This is a genomic window from Streptomyces brevispora (assembly GCF_007829885.1).
Lineage (GTDB): Bacteria > Actinomycetota > Actinomycetes > Streptomycetales > Streptomycetaceae > Streptomyces > Streptomyces brevispora.
In genome coordinates this window covers 166,884-189,190 of record NZ_VIWW01000002.1, presented here as the reverse complement: position 1 = coordinate 189,190, position 22,307 = coordinate 166,884, and the positions used below count along the sequence as shown (strand labels likewise).

Here is a 22,307-nt window from a genome sequence, read left to right as displayed (position 1 = left end):
GGCGTCCGCTACGACGTGGCCGGTGCCCCCGGAGCGGGCAAGAAGCCCGTGTCGTGGAAGTACGTCAGGTAGCGGGTCAGGATCTCGTCGGTCAGGGGCTGTTGGCGGATTCCCACGGCCGCCGCCGCCTCGGCCGTCCGGCGGGAGTCGAAGCGGCGCAGGTCCGTCGCCTCGTGCCGGGTCTGCACCTCGTCACCGAGGAACAGCTGCGCCGCGTTGTCGGGCCGGGCTGCCACACGGGCCCGCCAGTCCGCCGCCGGAACGGTTCGCAGCTTGTGCCCCAGGCGGGCGGCCGCTTCGAAGACGCGGTCCAGGCCCGGCGCGTCCGGATTGGTGAAGTGGTACGTCCGCACGCCCGCCGGGTCCGATCCGCAGAGCGCCACGACCGCGGCGCTGACGTAGTCGACGGGCACCCAGTCGGTCGACCCGTAGGGCAGGTCCGGCACCGCCCCCGCCTGGAGGCAGCCCTTGACGAGCTGCCACAGCAGATCGCGGTCCTGGCAGGCGCCGGTGGCGGTGTCGCCACTGATGCGGCCGGGCCGGTGGACGGTCACCGGCAGGCCGCGTTCACGCGCGAGGCCGACGAGCCCCTCGGCGACCCACTTGCTCCGCGCGTACCCGTCGGGCAGGCCGGATGCCGGGCCCGTCGGGGTCGACTCCGTGATGGCGACGGGGCCGGGCCGGTGGGCATAGACACCGGTGGTCGAGATGTACTGCATCCCCGGTGAGGCCGAATCGGCGAGCAGGCGCAGCAGTTCCTCGGTGCCGGCCACGTTGGGGGCGCGCAGGTCGCCGTAGGCGGCGGCGAAGTTCACGCGTGCACCGTTGTGCAGGACCGGGCCCAGGCGCCGGGCCAGGGCGGTGCGGTCGCCCGGGGACAGACCGAGGCCGGGGGCGGCGAGGTCGCCGGGGACGGGACGGATCAGGTTCGCGTACCAGGGGCGCCACAGGCCGTACCGCTCCAGGTTGGCCCGCAGCCGGTCCGCCGCCTGGTGGGCGTCACGCGCCCGTACCAGGCAGTCGACGGGGCCCCCCGTCGCCTCGATGAGGTCGCGCAGGAGGAAGGCGCCGAGGAAGCCGGACGCGCCGGTCAGGAGGGGCCGTGCGGACGGGCGGAGGCGCCTGTGCGCGGGGGCCGTGTCCCGGCTCCTCCCCCTGCCCGTGATGTCGTCGGCCAGTGCGACCTCGGCGGCGAAGCCGGATGTCTCGGTGCTCCGCGGGCCGGCCTCCCCCGCCGCGCTCCCCAGCAGCCGGTCGATGCCCTCGACGGTCGGCTCCGCGAGCAGGGCCCGCAGGGAGGGGCGGTGGCCGCACCGTTCCCCGATCCGCCGGGCCAGGGTCACGGCGAGCAGCGAGTGGCCGCCCAGGGTGAAGAAGTCGTCCGTGACTCCCACGCCGGGCACGTCGAGCGTCTCCGCGAACACCTCGCACAGGACGCGTTCGCGCGCGGTGCGCGGTGCGCGGCCGTCCGTCGCTCCGGTGCGGTGGGGCGCGGGCAGAGCGCGCCGGTCGGTCTTGCCGTTGGGGGTGAGGGGCAGGGCCTGGAGACCGACGTGGGCGGCGGGGACCATGTGGCCGGGCAGGCTCGCGGCGAGGTGGGCGCGCACCTCGGCCTCGTCCGGGCCGGCCGCACCGTCCGCGGGCACGGTGTACACGACGAGGCGCCGGTCGCCGGGCCGGTCCTCGCGGACGGCGGCGCAGGCCGCGGCCACGCCGGGCATCGAGGCGAGCACCGCCTCGATCTCGCCGAGTTCGATACGGAAGCCGCGCAGTTTGACCTGGTCGTCGACGCGGGAGAGGTAGACGAGTTCGCCGTCGGCCGTCCAGCGCACCACGTCGCCGGTGCGGTACATGCGGCCGCCCGCGCGGTCGAACGGGTCGGCCAGGAACCGGGACGCGGTGAGCGCGGCCCGGCCGTGGTACCCGCGGGCGACTCCCGCACCGGACACGTACAGCTCACCCGCCACACCCGGCGGTACGGGTGCCAGCCGGTCGTCCAGGACGTGGACGCGGGTGCCGTCCACGGGGGCGCCGATGGGCACCGTGCGATCGGGGGCCAGCGGGCCGTCCGCGTGCTGGTAACCGCTCATGGTGGCGCAGACGGTCGTCTCCGTCGGGCCGTAGGCGTTGACGAGGTACCGGTCCCGTGCCCAGGCGTGCACCAGGGCGGGCGGGCACGCCTCCCCGGCGAGGACCACCGTGGTTCCGGCGGGCAGCGAGCCGGGCGGCATCACCGCGAGGGCTGCAGGCGGCAGGGTGAGGTGGGTGATGCCCCGCTCCTGGACCAGGGCGGCGAGGGAGGGGCCGGGCAGCAGCGCTTCGCGTGCGTGGATGTCCAGGCAGGCCCCGGTGAGCAGCCCCATGCACAGTTCCCAGAACGCGGCGTCGAAGCTGACGGAGGCCATGTGCAGCACCCGGCTGCCGGGGCCGACGCGCAGCCGCTCGCTCTGGGTCCGGACCATGGCGCCGACGCCCCGGTGGGTGACGACGACGCCCTTGGGGCGGCCGGTGGAGCCCGATGTGTAGATGACGTAGGCGGGATGCTCCGGGACGAGGAACGGGGTGGGGGCGGCACCGTCGTACGCGGCCGGCGCGTCACCGGGTTCGTCGGCGTACAGGTGCGGCACCTCGGTGCTGGGCAGGCCCCGGTGAATGGCGGGGGTGGTGAGGAGCAGGCGCGGGCCGGCGTCGTCGAGCATGTAGGTCAGGCGCCGGGCCGGGTAGTCGGGGTCGATCGGCACGTAGGCGGCCCCGGTCCTGAGGACGGCGAGCAGGGCCACGACGAGGTGGTGGGTGCGGGGCAGGGCGACGGCGACCCGGTCCTCGGGTCCGATGCCCCGTGCGGCGAGCCGGCGGGCGAGGGCGGCCGCGCGGGCGTCGAGTTCGCCGTAGGTGAGGGTGGTGCCGGCGTCGCGGACGGCGGGGGCGTCGGGGGTACGGCTGACCCACTGTTCGAAGAGCGCGGGGACCGTCTGCCCTGCCGAAGGCCCGGCGGGTCCGGTGCTCCATGCGGCGAGGCGGGTGTGCTCGGCGGCCGTGAGCACGTCGTAGGTGTGCAGCGGGCGGTCGGGGTCGGCGGCGGCGGCGCCGAGCAGCAGGGCGAACCGGTCGGCGAGGCCGCGGACGGTCGCCGCGTCGAAGAGTTCCGTCGCGTAGTCGACGGTGGCGCTCATGCCGCTGAGGGCGCCGCTCCCGTCGTACGTCTCGGTGAAGGTGAACGAGAGGTCGAACTTGCTGATCCCCGCGTCGACCGGTACGCCGCTGACGCTCAGGCCCGGCAGGTCGATGCCGGCGGCCGGGGCGTGGTTCTGGAGGACCAGCATGGTCTGGAACAGCGGGTGGTGGCCCTGGGCGCGCGCGGGGTTGAGCAGTTCCACCAGCCGCTCGAAGGGGACGTCCTGGTGCGCGTACGCCGAGAGGTCGAACTCCTTGACCCGCTGGAGCAGTTCGAGGAAGGTCGGGTCGCCTGTCAGGTCCGTGCGCAGTACGAGGGTGTTGACGAAGAGGCCGACGAGTCCGGAGGCGGCCTCTTCGGTCCGGCCGGCGACGGCCGTGCCCAGCGGGATGTCGTCGCCGCCGCCGTGCCGGGACAGAACCGTCGACAGGGCGGCCTGGAGCACCATGAAGACGCTGCACCCGCTGGTACGGGCGAGCTCCGCGACCCGCCGGGAGGTGGTGCGGTCGACGGCGAACCCGTGGGTCCCTCCGGTGTGCCGGGGCACGGCCGGGCGCGAGCGGTCCCACGGCAGCTCGATCATCTCCGGAAGGCCGCTCAACGCACCCTTCCAGTGGTCCAGCTGACGGGAGACGACGCTCTCGGGGTCGTGCTCGTCACCGAGCAGGCGGCGCTGCCAGAGGGTGTGGTCGACGTAGTCGACGGGCGGTGCGCCCAGTGCGGGTTCCTCGGCGCGGGCACGGGCCCGGTAGGCGACGCCCAGGTCGTGCGCGAGGGGTGCGAGGGACGAGCCGTCGGCGGCGATGTGGTGGATCACGAGCACCAGGACGTGGGCGTCGTCGCGGACCCGCAGCAGGGTCGCCCGGAGCGGGGGGCGGTGCTCGATGTCGACCGGTTCGGCGGCTGCCGCTCTGATCCTGTGGTGGAGCTTGTCCTCGTCGACCGGCTCCGTGACGAACGGGAGGCGGAAGTCCTGCGGGGCGGTGATGTGCTGGTGCGGTCCCGCGACGCCCTCCGGGAAGACGGTGCGCAGAGCGGCGTGCCGGCCGGCAACGTCGTGCAGGGCCCGGCGCAGGGCCTCGGTGTCGAGCGGTCCGTCGAGGCGCACGGCGAAGGGAATGTTGTACGTCGGGGACGGGCCGTCGAGCCGGTGGAAGAACCACAGGCGCTGCTGGGCGTACGACAGCGGCAGCGTGGCGGGGCGTTCCTGCGGGACGAGAGCGGGGCGGGCGGGCCTGCCCGCCGCCTCCAGGGCGGTGGCGAGGGCGGCGACCGTGGGGTTCTCGAAGAGGGTGCGGATCTCGGTCTCGGTGTCCAGGGCGGTGCGTATCCGGCCCACCAGGCGGGTGGCGAGCAGGGAGTGGCCGCCCAGGGCGAAGAAGTCGTCGTCGATGCCGACGCGCGCCACGCCGAGCACATCGGCGAACAGCCCGGCGAGGATCTCCTCCGTGGCGCTGCGCGGCGGCCGGCCCCGGCCGGCCGGCGGGTCCGCGGGCCGGGGCAGGGCGGCCCGGTCGAGCTTGCCGTTGGGGGTGAGCGGCAGCGCGTCGACCGGCTGGACGACCGCGGGCACCATGTACGCGGGCAGTCGGCGTCCCACGTGCGCGGCGAGCGCACCGGGGTCCGGGGCGTGGCCGGGGGCGGGGACGACGTAGGCGGTGAGGGTGCGGTCGCCGGGCAGATCCTCGCGGACCAGGACGCAGGCGGCGTGCACGGACGGATCGGCGCGGAGCACCGACTCGATCTCCGCGGGTTCGATGCGGTGGCCGCGCAGCTTGATCTGCTGGTCGGCGCGTGCCACGTAGTGCAGGGTGCCGTCGGCGTCCCGGCGCACCAGGTCACCGGTGCGGTACATGCGCTCCCCGGTCCCGGCGAACGGGTCGGCGACGAACCTGGTGGCGGTGAGGCCGGGCCGCCCCAGGTAGCCGCGTGCGACCCCGGTGCCCGCGACGTACAGCTCGCCCTCGGCGCCGGGCGGCACGGGCCGCATCGCCCCGTCCAGGACGTAGGCGCGCATGCCGTCCAGCGGCCGTCCGACGGGGGCGGCGCCGGCGGGGGCGGCGCCGTGGCGGACGCGGTGGGCGGTGGCGAAGGTAGTGGTCTCGGTGGGCCCGTAGACGTGGAGGACGGCGGTGCCGGGGTGGGCGGCGGCGAGGCGTTGCAGGACTCCGGGCGCGGCGGCCTCGCCTCCGGCGGCGACCAGGCGCAACAGGCCGAGGGCGGCCGCGTCCGTGTCGGCGAGGACGTTGAACAGGGCCGTCGTCAGGAACGCCGCCGTCAGCCCGTGCCGGGTGACGAGGTCCCTGAGCACGGCGGGCTGGAGCGTGCCCTCGGGCGCCACGACGACGCGGCCGCCGTTCAGGAGGGGAGCCCAGATCTCGAAGGTGGAGGCGTCGAAGACGTACGCCGAGTGCAGCAGGACCGCGTCGGCGGCGCCGTCGGCCCACGCCCGGTGCGCTGCGAGGGCGGTCACGTCGGCGTGGGTGACGCCGACGCCCTTGGGCAGGCCGGTGGAGCCGGAGGTGAACATCACGTAGGCGAGCCGGTCGCCGCCCGTGACGGCGGGGAGGGCGCCCGCGGGGACCGGAGCCCCCTCCCGGACGCGGCCTGCCGCGTCGACGGTCAGTACGGCCGTGTCCGGGCCGAGCCGGCGCACCCAGGGGTGAGTGCGTGTGGTCCCGTCGACGATCAGGACGCGCAGGGCTGCCACCTCGGCCACCCGGCGCAGCCGGTCGGCCGGCCAGCGCGGGTCGAGCGGCACATAGGCGGCGCCCGCGCGCAGGGCGGCCAGTGAGGCGGTGACCGTGGCGGCCGAGCGGCCCACGAGGACCCCGACGCCGTCCTCGGGACCGGTCCCGAGCCCGGTCAGGGCGCCGGCCAGACCGTCCGAGAGGTCGGACAGCTGCCGGTACGTCAGCTGCTCGCCGGCGCCGCAGACGGCCACTGTGTCCGGGTGCCGGTCGGCCCGCGCGGCCACCGCGTCCGGGATGCTCATGTCCGTTGCCGGGCAGGTCAGTTCGGCGCCATCGCCCAGTGAGAGCAGGGTCTCCCGCTCGCCGTCCAGGAGGACGGGCACGGCGTCGGCGCGGCGGTCGAGCCCCTGCGCCATCGTCGTCAGCAGGCGCCTCATACGGGCGACCGTCCGTGCCACGTCGTCGCGGTTCAGGACGGCGGAGCGGTAGCCGAAGGTGATCCTCAGGGCGTCGCCCGGCGCGATGGTGAGGGTGAGCGGGTAGTGGGCGGCGTCCGTGCCGCTGAACCCGGTGACGGCCAGGCCCGGCAGCCCCCGCTGCGCGGTGCGAAGGGCCTCGTCGTCCATCGGATAGTTCTCGAACACGACGAGGGTGTCGAAGAGTTCGTCCAGCTCTGTGACGCCCCGGATCTCGCTCAGGCCCAGGTGCTGGCTGCCCAGGAGACGCCCCTGCTCCTCCTGGAGCCGCGTCAGCAGCCCGGCCAGGGTTTCGCCGGGCTCCTGACGGAGGCGTACCGGCACGGTGTTGATGAACAGCCCGATCATCGACTCGATGCCGGGGATCTCCGGCGGGCGGCCGGACACGGTGGCCCCGAACACGACGTCCGGGCGTCCGGTGAGGTGCCCGAGCAGCAGGCCCCAGGCGCCCTGGACCAGGGTGTTGAGGGTGAGCCGGTGGGCGCGGGCCGTCTCGCGCAGCCGGAGCGTCGTGGCGGGGTCCAGGTCGAGGACGAGCGTTTCGGGCAGTTCGGCGGATTCCTGCGCGCCCGCGCCGCCGGGCCCTGCGAGGAGGGTCGGCGACTCGATCCCGGCCAGAGCGGTGGTCCAGGCGTCCAGCGCGGCGGTGCGGTCCTGCCGCGCGAGCCATCCCAGGTAAGTGCGGTAGGGGGTGACGCGAGGCAGGGCGCTGTCGTCGCCCCCACTCGTGTAGAGCGCGAACAGTTCCCGCACGAGGAGGGGCATCGACCATCCGTCGAACAGGATGTGATGACTCGTCATGACGAGACGGTGGCGCTTCGGCGCGGTGCGCACCAGGGTGAACCGCATCAGGGGCGGGGTGGTCAGGTCGAAGCGTCCGGTGCGGTCGGCGGCGAGGAACGCGGTCAGCCGCTCCTCAGCGGTGCCGGTGGCGGCCGCGGCGGTCAGGTCCAGTTCCTCCAGCGGTACCGGGACCTCGGCGGCGACGGCCTGCACGGGCTCGTCCAGGTCCTCGTGGAGGAAGCCGACGCGCAGGTTGGCGTGCCGGCGCAGCAGGCTGCCGATGGCCGCGCGCAGCGCGGGAACATCGACGGTGCCTTCGAGGTCGAGGACGACCTGCGCGGTGTAGACGTCCACGGCCTGCGAGTCGTACAGGGCGTGGAAATGCATGCCTGCCTGAAGCGGCGTCAGCGGTAGTACGTCCTCCAGCTGGAAGCCGGTCACTTGCGTCCACCCCACTTGTTCTGCAGTCGGTCGATCTGGGCCTGGTTGAGTGACACCAAGGGAAGGTCGGAGGGCGTGTAGCCACCCGCGTCGGGCCGTTCGGCGTGGTCGGCGAGGGCGCGCAGCGCGCGCGTGAACGCCTCGGTCAGGGCTCCCACGTCCTCCTCCTTGAGGAGGTCGCTGGGCCAGGTCCAGCGGGTCACCAGACTCGGGCCGTCGGGCAGGTCCTCGGTGTGCGCGTTGATGTCCAGGACGTGGTGCACGGGCATGTCCGGGTCCTGGGCGCGCGGCCCGCCGCCGTCGAGCAGGACGGCCCAGTCGGCCGCCGGGCCGCCGTCCGCGGTCTCGGGAGACACGGCGTACCGGCCCAGGTAGTTGAATCCGATCTGGGGTTCGGCCGCGGTGGCCAGCCGGGGGCGGGTCGCCGGGTTGAGGTGGCGCAGCATTCCGTGGCCGACACCGTGGTCGGGAACGGTCCGCAGCTGCTCCTTGACGCGTTTGACCGCGCGTTCGACCAGCGCGGCGTCGAAGCCGCCGGGGCCGCGGGCGTCCACGGGTCCCGGGTCGAGCCGAACCGGGTAGAGGCTGGTGAACCAGCCGACCGTCCGCGACACGTCGACGTGGTCGGCGATCTGCTCGCGGCCGTGGCTCTCCAGGTCGAGCAGGACACCTGTTCCGGTGTGCTGGGATCCGCCGGGGCCGGGGGCACGTTCCGCCCGCCAGGCGCAGACGGCGAGGGCGAGGCCCGTGAGCAGGATGTCGTCCACGCCGGCGTGGAACGCGCCGGGCACGGTGGTGAGCAGGGACCGGGTCCAGGTGGCGGGAAGGCGGGTGACCAGGGTGCGTGTCCCGTCGGCGGTGTCCAGGCGGGGGTCCAGCGGCCGGTATCCCAGCTGCGGGTCCGCGGTGCTCAGCACGTCCTGCCACAGGGGCAGTTCGGCTTCCCGTGCCTCGCCGCGCGCCTGGGCGGCGAGAAGGTGCGCCCAGCCCCGGTAGGACGTGGTGACGGCGGGCAGCGCGGCGGCCGGAGCGGCGCCGGTGACCACCTGCCACGCGCGGGCCAGGTCCGCGGCGAGGACGCGCCAGGAGACCGCGTCGACGGCCAGGTGGTGCACGACGAGCAGCAGTCGCCCGCGTCGGTGCGGTCCGGCGTCGCACCAGACGGCCTCGACCACGTTCCCGCGGGCGGGGCGCAGCCGCCTGCGTACCTGTTCGCCCGCCTCGGTGACGGCGGCGCGGGCCGCTTCCGCGTCGAGACCCGTGATGTCGACACGGGTGAAGCGGCGGCGGGCCGGGACGGCGCCGGGGGGCAGGGTTTCGAGGACCGGTTCGCCCCCGGCCGGGCGGGTGACCCGCATGCGGAGCATGTCGTGGTGGTCGATGACGAGCTGAAGGGTTGCGACGAGGGTGTCCTCGGCGGCCCCCGCGGGCGTGCTCAGCACCCCGGACTGGTTGTAGCCGTCGGTGGCGCCCGGTCTGTCCAGGAACCAGGCGGCGATGGGGGTCGGCGGCATCTCGCCGACGCCCTGGTCGGCGGGCGCGGGGGTGCGCCGGCCGAGGTCGGTGGCGGCGTCCGCGATGCCCTCGGGGGTGCGGTGGAGGAAGACATCGCGCGGTGAGACCCCGAGCCCGGCCTCGCGTACCCGGCTGACCAGCTGGATCGAGAGGATGCTGTCGCCGCCGAGGGCGAAGAAGTCGTCGTCCGTGCGGACTGCGGGGGTGCGCAGGACGGAGGCGAACGCGTCGCACAGCGCGCGTTCCCGTGCGGTGCGTGGCTGCCCGCCCGGCCGGGCGGCGGCCGGGCGGGCCGGGGCGGGCAGGGCCTTGCGGTCGGTCTTCCCGTTGGGCAGGAGCGGCAGGGCGTCGAGGGCGACGAAGACCGCCGGCACCATGTACGGCGGCAGGGCCGAGGTCAGCCGGGCGCGCAGTTCGCCGTCGGCGGGGCGCTCGGCACCGTCGCCGCGTCCGTCGGGGACGGTGTAGGCGACCAGCCGCCGTTCGCCCGGCCGGTCCTCGCGGACGAGGACGCAGGCGCCGGCGACGCCGTGGAGTGCGGTGAGCGCGGCCTCGATCTCGCCGAGTTCGATGCGCAGGCCGTTCAGCTTGACCTGGTCGTCGGCGCGGGAGACGTAGCTGAGCAGCCCGGTGGCGCCGCGTCTGACGAGGTCGCCCGTGCGGTACATGCGGCTGCCCGGGGGGCCGAACGGATCGGCGACGAACCGCTCGGCGGTCAGGCCGGGGCGCCCCAGGTAGCCGCGCGCGAGGCCCTCGCCGGCGATGTGGAGCTCGCCGGTGACGCCCGGCGGTACCAGCCGGAGGGAGGCGTCCAGGACGTAGGCGCGGGTGTTGTCGACGGGGCGGCCGAGCGGCACGCCCCCCTCCCCCGCCGCGGTGCCCTTCTCGCCGCTCCGATGGTGGTGCGCGGTTGCGTCGATGGTGGTCTCGGTGGGTCCGTACAGGTTGTGCACCTCGACCCGCCAGGCCTGTCCGGCGCGCTCGGCCAGGGACCTGGGCAGGGGTTCGCCTCCGCACAGGACGGCCCGCAGCGTCGCGGGCGCCTCCTCGGGAGCGGTCTCGTTGAGGACGAGTGAGAGGTGCGAGGGCACGAACTGCGCGAGGGTGGCCCCGGCTTCGCGCATGCGGGCGAGCAGGCCGGAGGGGTCGTGGTTGACGGCGGGCGGTACGGGGCAGGTGGAGCCGCCGTGCAGCAGCGGCAGCCAGGTCTCCCAGACCGAGGCGTCGAAGCTGGGCGAGGTGCGTGCGAGGACCCGGTCGTCGTCGGTGAGGCCGAGGTGGCCGGCCATCCAGGCCATGTGGCTGGTCAGGGAGGCGTGGGTGGCGACGACCCCCTTGGGGCGGCCGGTGGAGCCCGAGGTGTAGATGACGTAGGCGGCGTCGAGCGGTTCCGGTCCGGCGACGGGCGGCGCGGCGCGGCCCGTGGACCAGGCCGCCCGGTCGTCGAGGTCGAGGCAGGGTACGGAGGGGACGTATCGTGCGGCGCGGTCGGTGCCGTGGGTGAGGAGCAGTGCCGGACGGGCGTCGTCGAGCATGTAGGTGATGCGCGCCTCGGGGTATTCCAGGTCGACCGGCAGGTAGGCGGCTCCGGCCTTGGCCACGGCCAGCATCGCGACGACCTGGCCGGCGGTGCCTTCCAGGGCGAGGGCCACGAGGTCGCCGCGGCCGATGCCGCGGTCGTGCAGGTGGTGTGCCAAGTCGTCCGAGAGCGCGTCCAGTTCGCTGAAGGAGAGCCGGTGGGCGCCGTCCCGTACGGCGATCGCCGCGGGGGTCCGGGCGGTCTGTCCGCGGAAGGCCTCGGGGGCGGTGCGCGCCGCCACCGGCCGGACGGGACCGTGCGCGGCCCGTTCCAGGGCGGCCAGTTCGGCCGCGTCCAGCAGCGTGGCGCTGTGGACGTGCCGGCCGGGGTCGGCGGTGAACAGGGCGAGCAGCCGGGTCAGGCGCGCGGCCAGGGCGTGGGCGGTGGTGGGTGCGAAGAGGTCGGTGGAGTACTCCAGGACGCCGTCGAGCCCGGCGGGGCGGCCCGCGGCGTCGCGGGTCTCGGTGAAGGTGAAGGTCAGGTCGAACTTGCTGATGCCGGTGTGCACGGGCTGTGCGGTCACCGTGAGGCCGGACAGTCCGACCGCGGTGTCCGCCTGGTTCTGGAGGACGAGCATGGTCTGGAACAGCGGGTGGTGGTTCTGGGCCCGGACGGGGCCCAGGGCATCCACCAGCCGTTCGAACGGCACGTCCTGGTGTGCGTAGGCGGCCAGGTCGAACTCCCTTACTCGGTCGATGACTTCGGCGAAGGTGGGGTCCCCCGACAGGTCGGTGCGCAGGACGAGGGTGTTGACGAAGAAGCCCACCAGGTCGTCGAGTGCTTCGTCGGTGCGGCCGGCGACGGCGGTGCCGAGCGGGATGTCCTCACCGGCGCCGTGCCGGGAGAGGAGGACCGAGAGGGCCGCCTGGAGCACCATGAAGAGGCTGCATCCGCGGGACCTAGCGAGTTCCGAGAGTGCCCGGTGGGTCGCGGCGTCGACGGGGAAGGCGAACGCGTCCCCGTGGTAGGCGGTGACGGCGGGGCGGGGCCGGTCGCACGGCAGGTCGAGCAGGTCGGGGGCGCCGTCGAGTGCGCGGCGCCAGAAGTCCAGTTGGCGGGCGGCCTGGCTGGACGGGTCGTCCTCGGCGCCGAGCAGTGCGCGCTGCCACAGGGTGTAGTCGGCGTACTGGACGGCGAGTTCCCGCCAGTCCGGTGCCTCGCCCGCGAGGCGTGCCCGGTAGGCGTCGCCGAGGTCGCGGGCGAGCGGGGCGAGGGACCAGCCGTCGCCGGCGATGTGGTGGACGAGCAGCACGAGGACGTGGCTGTCGGCGCCGAGCCGCAGCAGCCGCGCCCGTACGGGCAGTTCGGTGCTCACGTCGAAGGTGTGCGCGACCTCGGCGGTCAGGACGGTGTCGAGGCGGGCGGGGTCGGTGTCGCGGGGGCTCAGGTCGAGGTCGGCGTCCTCGGCGGCACGGATGACCTGGCGCGCCACCCCGCCGGTCTCGGGAAAGACGGTGCGCAGGCTCTCGTGTCGTCCGACGACGTCGGTGAGGGCGCTGTGCAGGGCGTCCGCGTCCAGCGGGCCGTCCAGGCGCAGCACCAGCGGCACGTTGTACGTGGCGCTGGGTCCCTCGAACCGGTTGAGGAACCACAGGCGCTGCTGGGCGAAGGACAGGGGCAACGGATCGGGGCGGCTCGGGGCGCGCTCCAGCGGGTTCCTGGCCTCCTCCGCGCCGTCCAGCGCGGCCGCGAGCGCGGCGGGCGTGGGGTGTTCGAAGACCGCCTTGACCTGGACCTCGACGGCGAGCGCGGTACGGATGCGCGCGGCCAGCCTGGTGGCGAGCAGGGAGTGGCCGCCCAGGGCGAAGAAGTCGTCGTCGGCACCCGCCCCGTCGAGGCCGAGCACGTCGGCGAAGAGTCCGCACAGGATTTCCTCGCGCGCCGTGCGGGCGGCGCGCCCGCGGACCGGTGCGTGGTGCGCGGGCTCGGGCAGGGCGCTGCGGTCCACCTTTCCGTTGAGGGTCAGCGGCAGCGCGTCGATCAGGACGAAGGCCGAGGGCACCATGTAGGCGGGCAGCGAACGGCCGACGGCTCCGGCGGGGTCGGGGCGGGCACCGTTGGCGGGCACCACGTACGCGACGAGCCGACGGTCGCCGGGGATGTCCTCGCGGACGACGACGAAGGAGTCGGCGACGCCCTCGCAGCAGGCCAGTACGCCCTCGATCTCTCCGAGTTCGATGCGGTAGCCGCGCAGCTTCACCTGACTGTCGGCGCGGGTGACGTAGGCGATGTGCCCCTCGCGGGTCCACCGGACGAGGTCGCCGGTGCGGTACATGCGCCCGCCCGCCGCGTCGAACGGGTCGGCGACGAATCGGGCGGCGGTCAGGCCGGGGATGCCGGTGTACCCGCGTGCCACGCCGCGTCCGGCGAGGTACAGCTCGCCCGTGACGCCCGGCGGGACCGGGCGCAGGGAGCCGTCCAGGACGTACAGCCGCATGCCGTCCAGGGGGCGTCCGACGGGGGGCGGGCCCGGCGGCAGGTCGGCCGGCACGTCGTGGCGCGTGGCGAAGGTGGTCGTCTCGGTGGGGCCGTACACATGCAGGACGCGGATGCCGGGGGCGGTGCCCGCGACCCGCTGCATCGCGTCCGGTGAGGCCAGTTCGCCCCCGGCGCAGACCAGCCGGAGGCCGGCGAAGGCCTCCGGTGCGGTGTCGGCGATCACGTTGAACAGGGCCGTCGTCAGGAAGACCGCGCTCACCGCGTGCTCGCGGACGGCGTCGGCCAGGACTCGGGCCTCCAGCACACCGTCCGGTGCGACGACGACCCTGCCTCCGTGCAGGAGCGGGGCCCAGATCTCGAACGTCGAGGCGTCGAAGACGTAGGCCGAGTGCATCAGGACCGCGTCGGCGGCACCGCCCCGCCAGGCGGAGTCGGCCGTCAGCGCCACCACGTCGGCGTGCGTGACGCCGACGCCCTTGGGCAGGCCGGTCGACCCGGAGGTGAACATCACATAGGCGAGTGCTCCGGGACCCGGCACGGCGGCGGGCTCTCCCGGCCGCTCGGGCGCGCCGCGCAGAATCCGGCCGAGCCGGTCCACGACCACGACCGGCATCCGGCGGGCCGCCCCGGTCACCCAGGAAGAGGCGAGGGCGTCCTCGTCGACGACGAGGACGCGCACGTCCGCCACCGCGGCCACCTGTTCGAGCCGCTCCCCCGGCCAGCGCGCGTCGAGCGGGACGTACGCACCGGCCGCGCGGACCGCGCCGAGGGACGCCGCGACGACCGCGGGCGAGCGGCCGAGCAGCACGCCGACCCCGGACTCGGGGCCGACGCCCAGGCCGGCCAGGGCGCGGGCGAGGTCGAGGGAGATCCGGTCGAGTCCGGCGTAGCTGAGGGCGATGCCGTCGCCGACGACGGCGACGGCGTCCGGGGTGCGGCGTGCCCGGTCCGCGAAGAGCGCGGGCAGGGTGGCCTGCGCGGTGTGCGCGGGCAGAGCGCCGCCGGTGCCCCATCGGGTGACGCGGGTGTGTTCGTCCGGCGTCATCAGGTCGTAGCCCGCCAGCGGCCGGGCGGGGTCGTCCGCCACCTGCTCCAGGAGCCGGACCAGGCGGTTCGCGAGGGCTTCGACGGTGGAGCGGTCGAACAGAGCGGTGGCGTACTCGATCCCTGCGCTGAGGCCGCCCTCGCCCGGCTCCTCCTCGAAGGCGAAGGTGAGGTCGAACTTGCTCAGGCCGTTGTGGACGAGCCGGCTCTCCACGGTGAGGCCGGGCAGGTCGGGACGGGCGGTCTCCTGGTTCTGGAGGACCAGCATGGTCTGGAACAGCGGATGGTGGTTGCGCGCCCTGACCGGGTTGACGCTCTCGACGAGGCGCTCGAAGGGCACGTCCTGGTTCGCGTAGGCGGCGAGGTCGAACTCCCGCACCCGGTGGATCACTTCGGCGAAGGTCGGATCGCCGGACAGGTCGGTGCGCAGGACCAGCGTGTTGACGAAGAAGCCGACCATGTCCTCCAGTGCCTCGTCCGTGCGTCCGGCGACGGGCGAGCCGAGCGGGATGTCCTCGCCCGCGCCGTGCCGGTGCAGCAGGGTAGCCACCGCCGCCTGGAGCACCATGAACAGGCTGCTGCCCGACTCCCCGGCCAGGCGCCGGAGCCGGCCGCACAGAGCGGGGGGTACGCCGAAGGTGTGGACGGCGCCCCGCGGGTCGGTGGTGACCGGGCGCGGCCGGTCCAGCGGCAGTTCGATCAGTCCGGGCAGTCCGGCGAGGGCGGTGTGCCAGTGGTCGAGTTGCCGGCGCAGGACGCTCTGCGGTGCCACGCCGTCGCCCAGCGCGGCCTGCTGCCAGAGGGTGTAGTCGGCGTACTGGAGCGGGGTGCCGCCGGCCGGCCCGCGCTCCCGGCCCGTGAGACGGGCCCCGTAGGCCTCCCCGAGGTGGCGGGCGAGCGGGGCGAGGGACCAGCCGTCACTCGCGATGTGGTGCAGGACGAGTACCAGGACGTGGTGACCGGGTGCGGAGCGCAGCAGCAGGGCGCGCAGGGGCGGGTCCGTGACGACGTCGAACGGCTCGCGCACGGCGGCGAGGACGGCCTCTTCCAGATCCGCGGGTGCCGTGCTCACGACGGGCAGCCGGGGTGTGGCCTCGGCGGCGGGAAGGACCAACTGGTGTGGCACGCCGTCCCGTTCGGGGAACAGGGTGCGCAGCGCCTCGTGCCGCTCGACCACGTCGCGCAGCGCGGCGCGCAGGGCCTCGGTGTCCAGGGCGCCCTCGAGTTCGAGCACGAGCGGGATGTTGTAGGCGGAGTCGGGCCCCTCCAGCCGGTTGAGGAACCACAGACGCTGCTGGGCGAAGGAGAGCGGCAGCGGATCGGGCCGCCGTGGAGCGGGGACCACCGGCGGTCGGGCCCGGCCCTGCTTGTCCAGGACGCGGGCCAGGCCCGCGGCGGTCGGGTGTTCGAAGAGGGTCCGCACGGCGATCTCGGCGCCCAGGACGGCCCGGACGCGGCTGACGACGCGCATCGCGAGCAGGGAGTGCCCGCCGAGTTCGAAGAAGCTGTCGTGCGGGCCCACCCGGTGCCGTTGCAGAACATCGGCGAAGACACCTGCGAGCAGGTCCTCCGGGACGGTGTGCCGGCCCGCTCCGCCGGTGGTGCCGGAGCCCGGCGCGGGCTCCGGCAGGGCGCGCCGGTCCACCTTGCCGTTGGGCAGGAGGGGAAGGTCGTCCAGGACGACGACGGCGGCGGGCACCATGTAGTGCGGCAGGCTCTCGGCGAGGACGTCGCGCAGGGTGCCGGGGCGCAGGGCCGGGTCGGCGGTGACGGCGTAGGCGACGAGGCGGTGCCCGCCGGGTATGTCCTCACGGATCACCGCGCAGGCGGCCGTGACGCCGGGGCACGCGAGCAGGGCGGCCTCGACCTCCCCCGGCTCGACGCGGAAGCCGCGGAGTTTGACCTGGTCGTCGGCGCGGGCCACGTAGTCGAGGAGGCCGTGACGGTTCCACCGCACGAGGTCGCCCGTCCGGTACATGCGCGCGCCGGCGCCGTCGTAGGGGTCGGCGACGAACCGGGAGGCGGTCAGGCCGGGCCGGTCCAGATAGCCGCGGGCCAGGTTGGGGCCCGACAGGTACAGCTCACCGGTGACACCGGGCGGGACGGGCCGCAGCCGGCCGTCGAGGACGTAGACGCGCATGGAGTCGACGGGGCGGCCGATCGGCACGGTCTCGTACGGTGTGCCGGGCTCGGCGGGTACGTCGTCCTCGGGAGCATCGATCAGGTGGGCGGTCGCGTCGATGGTCGCCTCGGTCGGCCCGTAGAGGTTGTGCACCTCGGCCCGCCACAGCCCGGCGACCTCGGCGGCGAGGGCGCGGGGCAGCGGTTCGCCGCCGCACAGGACGGCGCGCAGGTTGGGCAGCGGCGCGGCGTGGGCCGCCTCGGTGAGGACAAGGGCGAGGTGGGAGGGCACGAACTGGACGACGGTGACGCCGAATCGCCTCATCCAGGAGACCAGGGCGCGGGGTTCCGTGTTGGCGCCGTCCGGCAGCACACAGACTTCGGCGCCGTTCATCAGCGGGAGCCACAGCTCCCACACGGAGGCGTCGAAACTGGAAGAGGTACGGGCGAGGACCCGGTCCTGCGGGGTGACCGTCAGGTGCCGTGCCATCCAGGCCATGTGACTGGCCAGCGCCGCGTGCGGCACGACCACGCCCTTGGGACGGCCGGTGGAGCCGGAGGTGTAGATGACGTAGGCGGGGTCCGCGGGACGGGGGGTGTCCGGGAGGCTCCGGGAACGGCCGGTGTTCCGGGGGGCCGGTTCGTCGAGGGCGAGCCACGGGACGTCGCAGTCGGGCAGCCCCGCGCGGACGGCCGCGGTGGTGAGCAGCAGGACCGGGCGGGCGTCGTCCAGCATGTGGCGGATGCGGGCGGTCGGGTACTGCGGGTCGACCGGCAGATAGGCCGCACCGGCCCGCAGTACGGCCAGCATGGCCACGACGCTGTCCACGGATGCCGGTGCGGCGATGGCCACGATGCCCTCACGGCCCGCGCCGCGGTCGGCGAGGAGCCGGGCGAGGGCGTCGGCCCGGGCGTCGAGTTCCGCGTAGGTGAGGCTCGTGTGGGCGTCGCGCACCGCGACGGCGTGCGGTGCGCGCGCGGCCCGGTCCCGGACGGCCTCGGGGACGGTACCGGAGGGCAGGGAGTGCTCCGCGCCGCGCCCCTGGGCCAGGAGGCGGTCCCGCTCGCCCGGCGCGAGCGGGTCCAGGTCGCTGACGGCCCGGCCGGGGTCGGTCACGGCCAGGGTCAGGACGCGTGCGAACCGGGCACACAGGGCGTGCGCGGTGGCGGCGTCGAAGAGGTCGGTCGCGTATTCCAGGTATCCGCCGATGCCTCCGGCACCGGACGGGGTGCCGGCGCCGCCCGGAGCGGTGTCCTGGGCGGGGCCGGCTCCTGCGGCGTTTCCGGCGACCGCTGCGCTGTCGGCAGCCCCGGTGGTCTCCGTGGCGGTGACTTCGGTGAGCGAGAACGTCAGGTCGAACTTGCTGCCCCCGCGGTGCCGGGACCGGTCGTGAACGGTGACGCCCGGCAGATCGAGCCGCGCCCGCTCCTGGTTCTGAAGGACCAGCATGGTCTGGAAGAGGGGGTGATGGTCGCCGGACCGCTCGGGGTTGAGTGCCTCCACGATCCGTTCGAACGGGATGTCACCGTGGCCGAGGGCGGCGATGTCGAACGCCTTGACCCGGTCGAGCAGTTCGCGAAACGTCGGATCACCGGACAGGTCCGCGCGCAGTAGGACGGTGTTGACGAAGAACCCGACCAGATCGTCGAGGGCTTCGTCGGTGCGTCCGGCCACCGCGGTGCCCAGCGGGATGTCGGAACCGGCTCCGTGGGCCTGGAGCGTCACGGCCAGGGCCGCCTGGAGCACCATGAAGGGTGTGCAGCCCGCGGTACGGGCGAGCCGGAGCAGGGCGGCGTGCGCGGGGGCCGGCAGCTCGAAGGGGACGGCTCCGCCCCGGTGGCTGGGCACCGCCGGGCGGGGCCGGTCGAGGGGCAGGTCCAGCAGTTCGGGGGCGCCGTGCAGCGCCTCCTTCCAGAAGGCGAGCTGGCGAGCGGCCAGGCTGTCCGGGTCGCTGTCGTCGCCGAGCAGCCGCCGCTGCCACAGGGCGTAGTCGGCGTACTGCACGCGCAGCGGTGCCAGGTCCGGGGCACCCGCGCCCTCGCTCCTGGCGCGGTAGGCGGCGCCGAGGTCGCGGCTGAGCGGGGCGAGGGACCAGCCGTCGGCGACGACATGGTGGAGCACGAGGACCAGGGTGTGGCGGGCGGGTCCCAGCCGGAGCAGGCGGGCACGGACGGGGATGCCGCCGGTGAGGTCGAAGGGCGTGGTGGTCAGGCGTCGCACGGTCTGCTCGGCCCAGGCGTCGGCGCTCTCCCCTGCCGGAGGCTGTTCGACGACGAGGGGGACGAGCGGTGCCGCGGTGTCCGCGTCGAGGACTTCCTGGCGGGCGACGCCGTCGTGCTCGGCCAGGACGGTGCGCAGGCTCTCGTGCCGGGCGACCACGTCGGCGAGGGCGCCGGCCAGGGCGTCCGTGTGCAGGGGGCCGTCGAGTTCGAGGACCAGCGGAACGTTGTAGCTGTCGCCGGGGCCCTCCGCCCGGTTCAGGAACCAGAGGCGCTGCTGCGCGAAGGACAGCGGTACGGCTTCGGGGCGCGGCTGCGGGCAGAGGGCGGGGCGGAGCGCCGCGGTGGTGTCCAGGGCGGCGGCCAGGGACGCGACGGTGGGGTGGTCGAAGAGGGTGCCCAGGCCGAGTTCGGCGCCCAGGGCCGTCCGCACCCGGCCGGCGAGCCGGGTGGCGAGCAGGGAGTGGCCGCCCAGCGAGAAGAAGTTGTCGTCGACCCCGACGCCGGTCATGCCGAGGACGTCGGCGAAGAGGCCGGCCAGGACCTCCTCGTAGGCGGTCCGAGGCGCACGGCCGTTGCCGCCTGCCGCGCGGGGGGCGGGCAGGGCGCGCCGGTCGACCTTGCCGTTGGGGTTCAGGGGCAGCGCGTCCAGCGACACGAACGCGGAGGGCACCATGTACGCGGGCAGGGCGCGCCCGACGCGGCGGGCCAGGGCGGACTCGTCCGGCTGGGCTCCGGGGGCCGGCACGACGTAGGCGACAAGACGGCGGTCGCCGGGTGTGTCCTCACGGACCACGACACAGACGGCACGCACGTCCGGGTCGGCCAGCAGGACGTTCTCGGTCTCGGCCGGTTCGATGCGGAATCCGCGGAGCTTGATCTGGCCGTCCGCCCGCCCGACGTACTCGATGTCACCCCGCGCGGTCCAGCGCACGAGGTCGCCGGTGCGGTACATCCGGCGGCCGGAGGCGTCGTAGGGGTCGGCGACGAACCGGGTCGCGGTCGGCGCGGCACTGCCCTGGTAGCCGCGTGCGACGCCGTGGCCGCTCACGTACAGCTCCCCCACGACGCCGGGCGGCACCATGGCGAGGGTGTCGTCGAGGACGTACAGGCTCATGCCGTCGAGGGGCCGGCCGATGGGCGGCACACCCGCGGTGCCGGGTGCGACCGGATGACGTGCGGCGAAGGTCGTGGTCTCCGTGGGGCCGTATACGTGCAGGACGAGTGTGCCGGGTGTCGCGGCGGCCACCCGCTGCATCAGGTCCGGGGTCGCCGCTTCTCCGCCCGTCGCGACCACGCGGAGCCCGGTGAACACGGCGGGGTCCGCCTCGGCCATCACGTTGAACAGGGCCGTCGTGAGGAACAGGGCGGTGACGCCGTGCCGGTCCGCCATGTCGCGCAGGACCGGTCCCTCCAGGACGCCGCCGGGTGCGACGACCACCCTGCCGCCGTTCAGGAGCGGCGCCCAGATCTCGAAGGTGGAGGCGTCGAACACATAGGCCGAGTGCATCAGCACCGCGTCGGACACGCCGTCCGTCCAGGCACTGTCGGCGGCCAGCGCGAGGACGTCGGCGTGGGTGACGCCGACGCCCTTGGGCAGACCGGTGGAACCGGAGGTGAACATGACGTAGGCGAGCCGGTCACCGCCGGTCACGCGCGACAGCGGTCCGGGGTGCGGCGGAGCGCCGCGCACGGCCCGGCCGCGAGCGTCGAGGACGATCAGCGGCAGCCCGGCGGCCGCCTCCCGTACCCACGGCAGGGCGGCGGCCGCCTCGTCGGCCACCAGGGCACGGACTCGGGCCGTCTCCACGACGCGCTCGAGCCGTTCGGCCGGCCAGGCGGCGTCCATCGGTACGTACGCGGCTCCCGCGCGGACCGCGCCGAGCGTGGCGCAGAGCACGGCCGCCGAGCGGCCGACGAGCACGCCGACCCCGTCTTCGGCGCCGATGCCCAGGCCGGACAGGGCGCCCGCGAGGTCTTCCGCCGTCCGTGCCAGCTCCCGGTAGGTGAGGGTGACGGCTCCGTCCACCACCGCCAAGGCCCGGGGGGTCCGGCGGGCCTGTGCGGCGAACGCCTCCGGCAGGCTCGATGCCACGGCTTGTGGCGGCAGGGCGCTGCCGCGCCCCTGGGTCCGCAGGGCGACGGCGGTCGTCCCGTCGAGGAAGGGCAGCTCGCGCAGGGGCGTGTCGCTGTCCGCCTCGGCCAGGGCGGACAGGAAGGAGACGACGGCCCGCTGGTGCAGCAGCGCGTCCTCGGGCCGGTAGAGCTCCGGATTGGCGTCGAACCCGATCAACGGCCCCGTGCCCTCGGCCCGTTCGGAGACGAAGAGCGACACGTCGTCGACCGGCCCGATGGACAGCACGCGCGAGGCGCCGGGGCTGCCCGCGAAGTCGAGGTCGTAGTCGTAGCCCATGATGTTGACGACGACACCGGTGAGACGGGCAGCGTCGTCGGCCATGTTCAGTTCACGCGCGAGCTGTTCGCGGGAGAATCGGCGGTGCCGCAGGGCACCGCGCATCTCTGCGGCGACGGCGCGTACGAGCGCTCCGACGGTCATGTCGGCGGTGACGGTCAGGCGCAGCGGCAGGATGTTGGCCGTCATCCCGACGATGTGCCGTAGTCCGCCGTGCCGGCCGTTGGAGGCGAGGCCCAGAGTGATGTCCCGCGTTCCGGTGGCCCGGCCGACGTAGGCGGCGACCGCGCTCACGAGGACGGCGCTCCAGCTGGTGCGGTTGGCGGAGGCGAGCGTGCGAAGGCTGTCGAGGACGGCGACGGGCAGCGTCTCGCCGGTGTGCAGGCCGGTTTCCGGCCCGTCGGACCCGGGCGGTGCCGGGGCGTCGGTGCGCCGGCGGATGAGCGTTCCGCCGCCGTGTGTGTCCGCGTCGTCCCCGGCACCGGCCGGGTCCGACGGGCGGTCGGCGGCCAGGTCCGCGAACCGGCCGGTCCAGTAGGCCCGGTCGGCCTCGTAGCGGCCCGAGTCGCGGTACGCCGCCTCGTCGGCGACGAGATCGCGCAGGGACGTGCCGGGCAGTTCGGCCTCGGCGAGGTTCTCACCCCGCACCGCTCGTCCGTAGAGGTCGGCCACGGAGCGGGCGAAGACGGCGCCGCCGAGGCCGTCGACGGCTATGTGGTGGAAGCGTACGTACCAGTAGTGCAGCCGCGGGCCGAGCCGGAGCAGCGCGAAGTGGTGGTGCGGGGCGTCGAGACGGTCGACGGTGGTCATGTCGTCGGCCAGATAGCGCTGGGCCTCGCCGTCGGGGTCGTCTGCGCCGGACAGGTCGGCGAAGCAGAGCCGGCTGGTTCCGGCCGGGGAGCTGGGGACGACACGCTGGCGGACGGTGTCGTCCACGGTGACGAACTCGACGTTGAGGCTGTCGTACAGCGCGACGGCCCGGTCGAGCGCCTCGGCGAACAGGGTTTGGTCGAGGTCGCCACGAATCTCGAAGCATTCCCCGATGTTGTATTTCGGGCTCTCCGGATCGACCAGCTGTCCATACCACACACCCTGTTGGGCAGTGGTCATCCCGAAGAACTCTTCGGGAACCGTTCCCGAGGAGAAGGATCCGTTTTCACGCATGCCGAACCACACCTTTGGGGAGAGATTTCGCGGGGGACGAGGAAGGCGCAACAAAAACCGGCCGCGCCGGTGGGGCATTCATGACCGACCGCGGCCGGATAAAGTGAAGTGGAGCGTGGCCGCACTCAAGGCACCGGGCACCGGCGGGGCACCGTCCGGCTCAGGCAAACCGGCAGGGCACTCCGCTGCCTTCACTCATTCGAGGACGAGCCGCGAAGCAGTCCGCCGATGATTCATGAAAGCC

At 74.4% G+C, this 22,307-nt stretch carries 2 protein-coding genes; both read right to left on the bottom strand.

Annotation, left to right across the window (positions count from 1 at the left end; all coding sequences use genetic code 11):
* Positions 1-8 precede the first annotated feature (8 nt).
* Complete coding sequence (locus FHX80_RS30310) at positions 9-7,568, bottom strand: non-ribosomal peptide synthetase (RefSeq protein ID WP_145767686.1); 7,560 nt, start codon at positions 7,566-7,568, stop codon at positions 9-11.
* Positions 7,565-22,063, bottom strand: coding sequence for a non-ribosomal peptide synthetase (locus FHX80_RS30305; RefSeq protein WP_145767684.1), 14,499 nt, complete (start codon positions 22,061-22,063; stop codon positions 7,565-7,567). Before FHX80_RS30305 ends, FHX80_RS30310 begins: the two co-directional genes overlap by 4 nt.
* Positions 22,064-22,307 lie beyond the last annotated feature (244 nt).